General features: G+C 60.4%; 5 protein-coding genes. 4 read left to right on the forward strand and 1 reads right to left on the reverse strand.

Translation table 11 applies throughout. The annotated features are described in order from the left end of the window. From prfA to clpB, 4 genes are all read left to right on the forward strand, one after another. A complete protein-coding gene (gene prfA, locus BUA94_RS18905; protein ID WP_073014853.1) occupies positions 1-1,074 on the forward strand; it encodes a peptide chain release factor 1 in 1,074 nt (357 codons plus the stop codon). 3 nt (positions 1,075-1,077) lie between these two features. After that, on the forward strand, positions 1,078-1,920 hold the full coding sequence (gene prmC / locus BUA94_RS18910) for a peptide chain release factor N(5)-glutamine methyltransferase (protein WP_073014854.1): 843 nt from the start codon (positions 1,078-1,080) through the stop codon (positions 1,918-1,920). A gap of 404 nt (positions 1,921-2,324) precedes the next feature. Next, positions 2,325-3,113 carry a DUF4167 domain-containing protein gene (locus tag BUA94_RS18915; RefSeq protein WP_073014855.1) on the forward strand — a complete coding sequence of 263 codons (789 nt, stop codon included), beginning with the start codon at positions 2,325-2,327 and terminating at the stop codon, positions 3,111-3,113. A gap of 244 nt (positions 3,114-3,357) precedes the next feature. Further along, entirely contained in the window at positions 3,358-5,955 is a 2,598-nt protein-coding gene (gene clpB / locus BUA94_RS18920) for an ATP-dependent chaperone ClpB (protein ID WP_073014856.1), read from the forward strand. 328 nt (positions 5,956-6,283) lie between these two features. Here the strand turns inward: clpB and BUA94_RS18925 are convergent, their stop codons facing one another. Further along, a complete protein-coding gene (locus tag BUA94_RS18925; protein ID WP_073014857.1) occupies positions 6,284-8,257 on the reverse strand; it encodes a M23 family metallopeptidase in 1,974 nt (657 codons plus the stop codon). Positions 8,258-9,229: the final 972 nt, after the last annotated feature.

A 9,229-nucleotide genomic window follows, 5' to 3' on the forward strand; every position in this document is an offset into this window, starting at 1 on the left:
ATGCTGGCGCGTAACAAGCTTGACACGTTGCTTGCCCGGTTTTCCGAAATCGAGCACCGGATGTCGGCCAATCCGGATCCGGGCACCTATGTGAAACTGTCCCGGGAATATGCCTCGCTGGAGCCTTTTATCCTGAAGGTTCGCGAACTTCTGAAGGCGCAGGACGATCTTGCCGAGGCCCGCGCCCTTCTGGCCGATTCCAAGACCGACCGGGACATGCGCGAGCTGGCCGAGGCGGAAGTGGAAGAACTGGAAGAGCGGCTTGAAGGGCTCAGCCAGGAAGTCCGCATCGGTCTTCTGCCGAAGGATGCTGCCGACGCCAATGACGCCATTCTCGAAGTGCGCGCCGGGACGGGTGGTGACGAAGCGGCTCTCTTTGCCGGTGATCTCTTCCGCATGTACCAGCGCTTTGCCGAGCTGCAGGGCTGGAAGGTCGAGGTGATGTCCGCCAGCGAAGGGGAAGTCGGCGGCTACAAGGAAATCATTGCGTCCGTATCCGGCGAAAACGTCTTTGCCCGCATGAAGTTCGAATCCGGTGTGCACCGGGTCCAGCGCGTACCGGCAACCGAATCTGGTGGGCGTATTCACACGTCCGCCGCTACGGTCGCCGTTCTGCCGCAGGCCGAGGATGTGGACATCGAAGTCAATGACAGCGATCTGCGCATCGATACCTACCGGGCATCCGGCGCGGGTGGTCAGCACGTAAACACGACCGATTCCGCGGTCCGTATCACCCACTTGCCCACGGGCATCGTTGTGGCGGTCCAGGATGAGCGCTCCCAGCACAAGAACAAGGCGCGCGCCATGCAGCTGCTGCGCGCCCGCATCTACGATGCCGAGCGTGAGCGGGCGGCAAGCGAGCGGACGGAAGCCCGCCGCCTTCAGGTCGGTTCAGGTGACCGGTCGGAGCGGATCCGCACCTATAATTTCCCTCAAGGCCGGGTCACTGATCACCGGATTGGTCTGACGCTTTACAAGCTCGAGCAGATCCTGTCCGGCGAAGCGCTGCATGAAGTGATCGAGGCACTGATTGTCGATTATCAGGCGGCCCTTCTTGCGGCTGAAGAGGCTTGAACCATGGAACTTGGCGCCCTCTGGCGTGAAGTGCGCAACAGCCTGAGATCCGCCGGCTGCGAGACTGCGGATCTTGACGCCAAGGCGCTGGTGTCTGGTGCGCTGGACCTGTCGATCTCGGAGGTGATCCTGCGGGATGGAGACGAGGTTTCTACAGAGAAGGCCGCTTATATCCAGTCTCTTGCCACGCAAAGGGCCCAAGGGGTGCCGGTTGGCCGCCTGCTCGGCTGGCGGGAGTTCTGGGGCATGCGCTTCGCCTTGAACCCGGCGACCCTCGAACCGCGCCCGGATACCGAAATCCTCGTGGAGGCAGTTCTGGCCCGGACAGTGCCGGGGCGGCCGCTCCGCTTTGCGGACATCGGAACCGGGACCGGGGCAATCGCCGTGGCGCTTCTCAGCGAGTTGCCGGAGGCCGACTGTCTTGCGGTGGATCTGTCACCGGAAGCGCTCTCCTGTGCTATCGCGAATGCGGACCGGCTCGGAGTGGGTAAGCGGTTTCATCCGGTGGTTTCCGACTATGCCAGCGCCCTGTCCGGGGAGCTGGATTGGCTCGTAAGTAATCCGCCGTATATCCGGTCGGAGGTGATCGAAGGTCTTGACCGGGACGTGCGTGATCACGATCCGATGCTGGCGCTGGACGGCGGCGCAGATGGCCTGGCCGCATACCGGACTTTGACTGCAGAAGCGCAGAAACTCCTGAAGAATGGCGGGCGAATCGCTTTCGAAATCGGTTTTGACCAGGCCGCCGACGTGTCGGACCTGCTGACCGGAGCCGGGTTTGTTAACATTGAAATCATTCAGGATCTTGGTGGGAACGACCGGGTTGTGCTCGGCCTGCGGCCATAAGTCCGGGCGATTTGACCCGGATGTGAAAAATCGCTTGGAAAACCAAGCTGAACCAGTTAGGTTCACCTCGCCGAGACCGGAGTAATGTGATCAGCGTTTAGCGGGGCATGCCTTTCCGGCAACGTGGGGACAAACGCTTCCAGCGCGTTTTGGAAACCGTTGTTTAGACGGACCATCCGGACTTTCGGACTGTCGCAGAACATGGCGATTGCATCGGCTGTAAAACGGCCCGGTGTCTTTCGAGTATTCAAGTACGGTCGACAGCCGCTGACCTGCACGGTTGGTTTCGGCATATTTCGTGTCGGTATTAGGTAATCCCGATGTTTGGCCAGCGTTAAGCTGGTCGCCGTTCCTTAAGAGAAAACGGCAGGATGAGACCAGGTAATCAGAGCAAACAGCAGCGTATGCGCGGACGGAGCCGCAAGGGTCCGAATCCGCTGAGCAGGACCTATGAATCCAACGGTCCGGATGTGAAAATCCGTGGTACAGCCCTGCACGTCGCGGAGAAGTATCAGCAGCTCGCCCGGGATGCTCAGGCATCCGGTGACCGGATCATGTCCGAAAATTATTTCCAGCATGCGGAGCACTATCTGCGCATCGTGGCAGCCGCCCAGGGCAACATGCAGCCTGTGCTGCAGGCCGGCATGGACGGTGACGAGGACGGCCAGGACTATCCGGTCCAGGCAGCCCCCGAGCGTCGTGAGCGGTTCGACCGCAACGGCGACCGCCCTGAGCGTGCAGAGCGCCCCGAACGTGCAGAACGCGCTGAGCGCCAGGAACGTGGTGAGCGCCCCGAGCGTCAGCCCCGTGGCGACCGGAACGGCTCTGCAGACCGTTTTGCACAACAGGACATGGTCGGCGAGGACAGCCCGCAGCCGTTTATCGACGATATGCCGATGATCGACGCCTCCGGCCAGGTCAATGGCCATGGCGCCCGGGCTATCGAAGAGGACGGCGAAGACGACAAGCCGCGCCGCCGCCCGCGTGGCACGCGTGGCCGTGGTGTCCGCCGCACTGGCGCTGAGGACGACGCCCCGGTTGCTGAAGAAGCTTCCGCTCCGGTTGAAGTTCCGGAAGTGGTTGCTGCAGACGACGAAGCCCCTGCCAAGCCCAAGGCCCGCCGGACCCCGCGTCCGCGCAAGCCCAAGGCTGAAGAAGGCTCGGCCAAGGAAGTTGTCGCCGCTGGCGAATGATTTCCGGCCTTCGCTGGACCCTGCAAGGATTGAAACGGCGCCCATCGTGGCGCCGTTTTTGTTTGGCCTGTTCCTTTCTACGAATTCATCCGGAATTTTGCCGCACCCCCTTTTGTGTTCAATTTGCAACACTATATCCGGAGTGCGGTGCTCAAAGAGGCCGCCCGGGTGCTTCGGTTGAAGAAGGTCCGGATTCCGATACGCTTTCCATGCTTCGGGTGGAATGGCGGAGTGGAGGTCAGTAATGAACTTTGAAAAATACACAGAACGTGCCCGTGGTTTCATTCAGTCCGCGCAGACCCATGCGCTTGGGCGCGGGCATCAGCAATTCGCCCCGGAACACATTCTGAAGGTCCTTCTTGATGACCCGGAAGGTCTCGCAAGCGGCCTGATTGAACGGGCCGGCGGCCAGGCCACTCTGGCAAAGACGGAAGTCGAACGGCTTCTGGACAAGATGCCGAAGGTGAGCGGTGGGGAAGGTCAGCTCTATCTTGCTCCCGGCACAGCCCGTGTTCTCGACCAGGCCCTGAAGATCGCTGAAAAGGCTGGTGACAGCTTTGTAACCGTTGAACGCTTGCTCCTGGCCCTTGCCATGGATCAGGACGGCGAAACCGGCAAGCTGCTTGCCAAGGCCGGCGTCACCGCGAATGGCCTGAACGAAGCGATCAACTCTCTGCGTCAGGGCAGGACTGCGGACAGCGCGACAGCCGAGAACCAGTATGACGCCCTGAAGAAATATGCCCGGGATCTCACCCAGGCTGCCCGTGAGGGCAAGCTGGATCCGGTGATCGGCCGTGACGAGGAAATCCGCCGCACGATTCAGGTCCTGTCCCGCCGGACCAAGAACAACCCGGTGCTGATCGGCGAGCCGGGCGTTGGCAAGACCGCCATCGCCGAAGGTCTCGCGCTGCGCATCATCAACGGGGATGTGCCTGAGTCGCTCAAGGACAAGAAACTTCTTGCTCTCGACATGGGGTCCCTGATTGCAGGTGCAAAGTATCGCGGAGAATTCGAGGAACGCCTGAAGGGCATCCTGTCTGAAGTTCAGGCGGCTGCCGGTGGCATCGTCCTCTTCATTGACGAGATGCACACGCTTGTCGGTGCGGGCAAGGCGGATGGCGCCATGGATGCGTCCAACCTCCTGAAGCCGGCACTGGCCCGTGGCGAACTCCACTGCGTTGGTGCGACCACGCTGGATGAGTACCGCAAGCACGTGGAAAAGGATGCGGCGCTGGCCCGCCGGTTCCAGCCTGTGTTTGTCAGCGAGCCGACGGTCGAGGACACCATCTCGATCCTGCGCGGGCTCAAGGAAAAGTACGAGCTCCATCACGGGGTCCGGATCACCGACTCGGCCATTGTTTCTGCGGCAACCCTGTCGAACCGCTACATCACGGACCGGTTCCTGCCGGACAAGGCGATCGACCTTGTCGATGAGGCTGCCAGCCGCCTGCGCATGCAGGTCGACAGCAAGCCGGAAGAACTGGACGAACTGGACCGCAGGGTCATTCAGCTCAAGATCGAGCGTGAGGCCTTGAAGAAGGAAGAAGACCTGGCTGCCAAGGACCGCCTGGCAAAGCTGGAAAAGGAACTGTCGGACCTCGAAGAGGAATCCGATGCTTTGACCAGCCGCTGGCAGAGCGAGAAGGACAAGCTGAACCTTGAACAGAAGATCAAGGAACAGCTGGAACAGGCCCGGACTGATCTGGAAATCGCCCAGCGGCGCGGTGATCTGGCGAAGGCCGGTGAGCTGGCCTATGGCGTGGTGCCCGAACTGGAGCGCAAGCTCCAGGAAGCGGAAGCCAACTCCGGAGGCGGCTCCATGGTGGATGAAGCCGTGACCTCGTCTCATGTCGCCCAGGTCGTCTCCAAGTGGACCGGTATTCCGGTCGACCGGATGCTGGAAGGCGAGCGGGAGAAGCTGCTGCAGATGGAAGACCTTCTGTCCGGCCGGGTTATTGGCCAGGGAGAAGCCATCCATGCGGTTGCAACGGCGGTGCGCCGGGCCCGTGCCGGTCTTCAGGATCCGAACCGGCCGATCGGCTCGTTCATGTTCCTCGGGCCAACCGGTGTCGGCAAGACCGAACTGACCAAGGCTCTGGCGAGCTTCCTGTTCGACGATGATACGGCGATGGTCCGCATCGACATGTCCGAGTACATGGAGAAGCACTCCGTTGCCCGTCTGATCGGCGCGCCTCCGGGCTATGTCGGATACGAGGAAGGCGGCTCTCTGACGGAAGCCGTCCGCCGCAGACCCTATCAGGTCGTGTTGTTCGACGAGATCGAGAAGGCCCACAGCGATGTGTTCAACGTGCTGCTTCAGGTTCTGGATGATGGCCGCCTGACCGATGGTCAGGGCCGCACCGTAGACTTCCGCAACACCTTGATCATCATGACCTCCAACCTGGGGGCCGAATATCTGGTCAGTCAGCCGGAAGGCGAGGATACGGATGCGGTTCGCGGCGAGGTCATGGAGGCAGTCCGGTCTCACTTCCGGCCCGAGTTCCTCAACCGGCTGGACGAGATCGTCCTGTTCCATCGTCTGCAGCGCTCGCAGATGGCGGCCATTGTCACGATCCAGTTGCAGCGGCTTAAGTCGTTGCTGGCCGATCGCAAGATCGAGCTGGATCTGGATGACGGTGCTCTCGGTTGGTTGGCCCAGAAAGGCTATGACCCTGCCTATGGCGCCCGGCCCCTGAAGCGGGTGATCCAAAAGGAAGTTCAGGATCCGCTGGCAGAAAAGCTGCTTGGCGGGGAGATCTCTGATGGTCAGACCGTCAGGGTCTCGGCCGGAACAGACCGGCTGATCTTCCAGGTGGCGCAGGGCAATGCCAAGGCTGCCTGAGCCTGAGAGCCTTTGAAAACGAAAAGCCCCGGAGCGCACATGCTCCGGGACTGAATTTCATGAGAAAGCAGCCAAGTTTGCTGGTCATCCCGGTTTGGTGCCCAGCACCAAGACCGGGATCTAGTACTCCGTAGCGTGGGATCTTGAAAAAGGCAGTGACCTCAGATGGTTACTGGATCCCTGCCTTCGCAGGGATGACATCCAACTCTTCACGATTTGACGCCTTCACCGGTGGTTGGGGCTTTGTCAGCAGTCTGAGCCCCGGAGCATGTGCTTCGGGGCTTTTCGTTTCGGCTTGTCCGTTTTGCGGCTTACTTACTGGGCCCGCTTACTGGGCGGAAGCAACGCGAGCCGGGCGGCGGGCCTTGTCGAGAAGGTTGTCGATCCGAAGACGTTCGGCCTCGAAATTGGCGAGCATCTGTCCGTCGAGAACGCGGCCGCGTGGCAGGCGGATGCGCATCGGATCCACATACCGGTCGTTGACCATGACTTCATAGTGAAGGTGTGGGCCGGTGGAGAGGCCGGTAGACCCTACATAGCCGATGATCTGGCCCTGGTGGATCGATTGACCCGCCTCAAGGCCCTTGGCGAAACCGGACAGGTGGTTGTAGGTGGTCGTGTAGCCATTGGCATGGCGCACTTCGATCCGCTGGCCATAGCTGGAAGACCAGCCTGCCTTGATCACGGTGCCATTGCCTGCGGCCATGACCGGTGTGCCGCGGGAGGCTGCCCAGTCAACGCCGGTATGCATCTTGGCATACTTGTGGATTGGGTGACGGCGCATGCCGAAGCCGGAGCGGAACCGGCCGCCGGACAGCGGCTTTCTCATCAGGAACTTCTTCGCGCTCTGGCCATTGGCGTCGTAATAGTCGACTGCGCCATCATCAGAGGTGCGGAAGCGGTAGAAGCGGCGCTTGCTGGAGCCGGTATTGAGTGCGGCATAGAGCACCTCGCCGCTGGCAGGCCCCGCATCATCCGCATAGAGAACTTCAAGGGAGTCACCCGGCTGTACGCGGGAATTGAAGTCGACGTCAAAGGAGAAGACGCGGATCAGCTCTTCGATGACCGGCTTGCTGATGTCCTGCTCCAGCGCGGTCTGATAGATGCTGTCATATAGGGCAGGGGTCTGGCCGCCATAGGAGACGCGGTCAGCTTCTGCGAAGGCATCGGCCAGGAAATTCGCGGGCGCCTTTGCCTGAACATAGGTGCCGGTGTCCGTACGGGCGACGGTCGCCTGGTGATCTGTGTCCTCATAGAGACTGACACGCTCGGGCCGCATGCGAGTTGCGTCTTCCGGCGCCGGCTGGAAGGCAATGCGCAGGCGTTGACCCGGCTCAAGCAGGGTGACGCCCGCGGTCTTCTGGAACGCGGTGCGGATCTGTTCGGATTCCTCTTCGGAGACGTCATTGTCCCGGAGCACGTCGAACATGTCGCTTTCTTCGGCAATGGGGACGATCTTCTCGTCCATGCCCAGGTGATGGGTTTCGTCATCCTGTTTGGAGACGAAGGAAACATTCTCAGGCGTGATGCGCACGGCGAGACGGGCAAATTCCGGCTGCCGGGCCAGATTGAAGTCGTAGCGGGCCGGATCCACGAGGGTCCGGGCGGCGGTCTCGATCGAATTGGCAGCCAGGAAGCGGGCCGCCTGACGAACGCGCCGTTCGACGACAGGCTCTTCCGGTGTCGCGGACGCGTCGATCAGCTCGCTGTTGGATGGAAAGCTCGTCAGGGAGATACTGACTTCGCCTTCGACCTTCGCGCCATAGACGGAATCCGAGAAAACCGGCTCTGCTCCCCCTGCAGGCATCGGATCGGCCTGTACGTCGGAGAACATGTTCAACGGATTGAAGGCCGGAATGTCCTGGCTGAAGTCGGCGCTCTTGCGGGTGGCAAGGCTGGACGTGACCAGAGAGTAGGGGCGGACCTTGATCAGTTCCTTGTCGCCGGATTTGGTGACGACGTTGACGGGGATGATCTGCTTGTTGGCGTAGTCGGCGGCAGCGCGGGCGATCCGGTCGCCTTTGGTGCCCGTGATGACAGTGCCATCCATGCCGATCGACAGGTCTGTCTGCTCGGGCAAGGTGGCGGCTGTCACACTATACTGGCCATCGAGTGCTGCCAGCAGGGCGCCGCCCATGAGAACTACAGAGGTGATCCCGGTCAGAACCGTGCCTGTCAGCCAGCGAACAGAGACCTTGCGGCGGTCCGGCAGCGCATTGCGCCCATCCTGAACGACAAGCGGAGCTTCGTCGCCGAGATCGACGGTCTGGTTTGCATGGGTGTGAAAGGGACCGAAATGCATCAGGCCTGAGCTGCCTTATCTTATACGCCACTTTATACAGGACCGGCAGAAAATGCCGCCTGTTGTCCGAAAGGTCAAACGAAAGGTCTGCCAGAGGGGAGAACAAGTGCCCTATCTCTTTGGTCTCCTTCTGAAACCAATCAGGCGACAATGGGGCAAAGCTGCCTGAACCCGGAAGATGTGATGGGAATTACCCAGACAGATTGTCTCACGCCGTGAAGATCAGTCCGGAACCATCCGTCCCCAAAAGGATCCGAAGGAGTGGCTCAGGACAAGGCGGAGGCAGCTGATTGCGGGATACAGGCGCAAGGACAGTCGTTGCTTCTACAGCAAGAGGGAAGCCGCCCCGATAAAGCAGTAGCAGCACGGACCCAGTTGGGCAGCGCAGGAACTCTCCTTGCGCAGGTCGTGAAATCGGTGACGGAAAACAATTCACAGGCCTACGAGCGCTTTTTCAGACCCTGATCATGAGCCGCTGGTCCGAAAACTCCAGGGTTTCCGCCAAAGAGCTCAAGAAAGAGGCTCATGGGTCATTTGGCAGCTAATAAAAGTGGCAGGCGTAAAGTTTGCTCAGAATGAGAAAAATACCCCGAAAATGACCTGGCAAAGGGGTTTTGCGAGGGAATCGAGGATCAAAAAACCGCAGAAATCTGAGGCTTTTAGGGCGGAAATGGCCTGTGTGAATCTTTTTTGACGAACCGTGTTGACTCCTCATGGGGGGCTGCGTATAAACCGCTCCATCGACGGCGGCGCTGCGGACAACACGGCGCCAGACACTGTCGGTTCTACCGGACACCAGAGACGTTGGTGCCCATCTCGGGCAACGGGTTTCGTTTCGGTAATTGCTGCCTCGGCAGCGAATTCGCCATTGGCGAATGTTCTTTGACAATTTGGATTTGAAGGAAGAGAAGCGTGGACGGCGTTGTTCTTGCGAGGCTCTGGTTGAGAGACTGGAGTTAGAGTAAGAGTTAC

Origin of the sequence: Roseibium suaedae (assembly GCF_900142725.1) — a bacterium.
In the GTDB taxonomy this organism is placed as follows: domain Bacteria; phylum Pseudomonadota; class Alphaproteobacteria; order Rhizobiales; family Stappiaceae; genus Roseibium; species Roseibium suaedae.

Bases quoted from the DNA above. Each gene is read 5' to 3' on its own strand.
- prfA (WP_073014853.1), top strand. From the start codon at position 1: ATGCTGGCGCGTAACAAGCTTGACACGTTGCTTGCCCGGTTTTCCGAA.
- prmC (WP_073014854.1), top strand. From the start codon at position 1,078: ATGGAACTTGGCGCCCTCTGGCGTGAAGTGCGCAACAGCCTGAGATCC.
- BUA94_RS18915 (WP_073014855.1), top strand. From the start codon at position 2,325: ATGCGCGGACGGAGCCGCAAGGGTCCGAATCCGCTGAGCAGGACCTAT.
- clpB (WP_073014856.1), top strand. From the start codon at position 3,358: ATGAACTTTGAAAAATACACAGAACGTGCCCGTGGTTTCATTCAGTCC.
- BUA94_RS18925 (WP_073014857.1), bottom strand. From the start codon at position 8,257: ATGCATTTCGGTCCCTTTCACACCCATGCAAACCAGACCGTCGATCTC.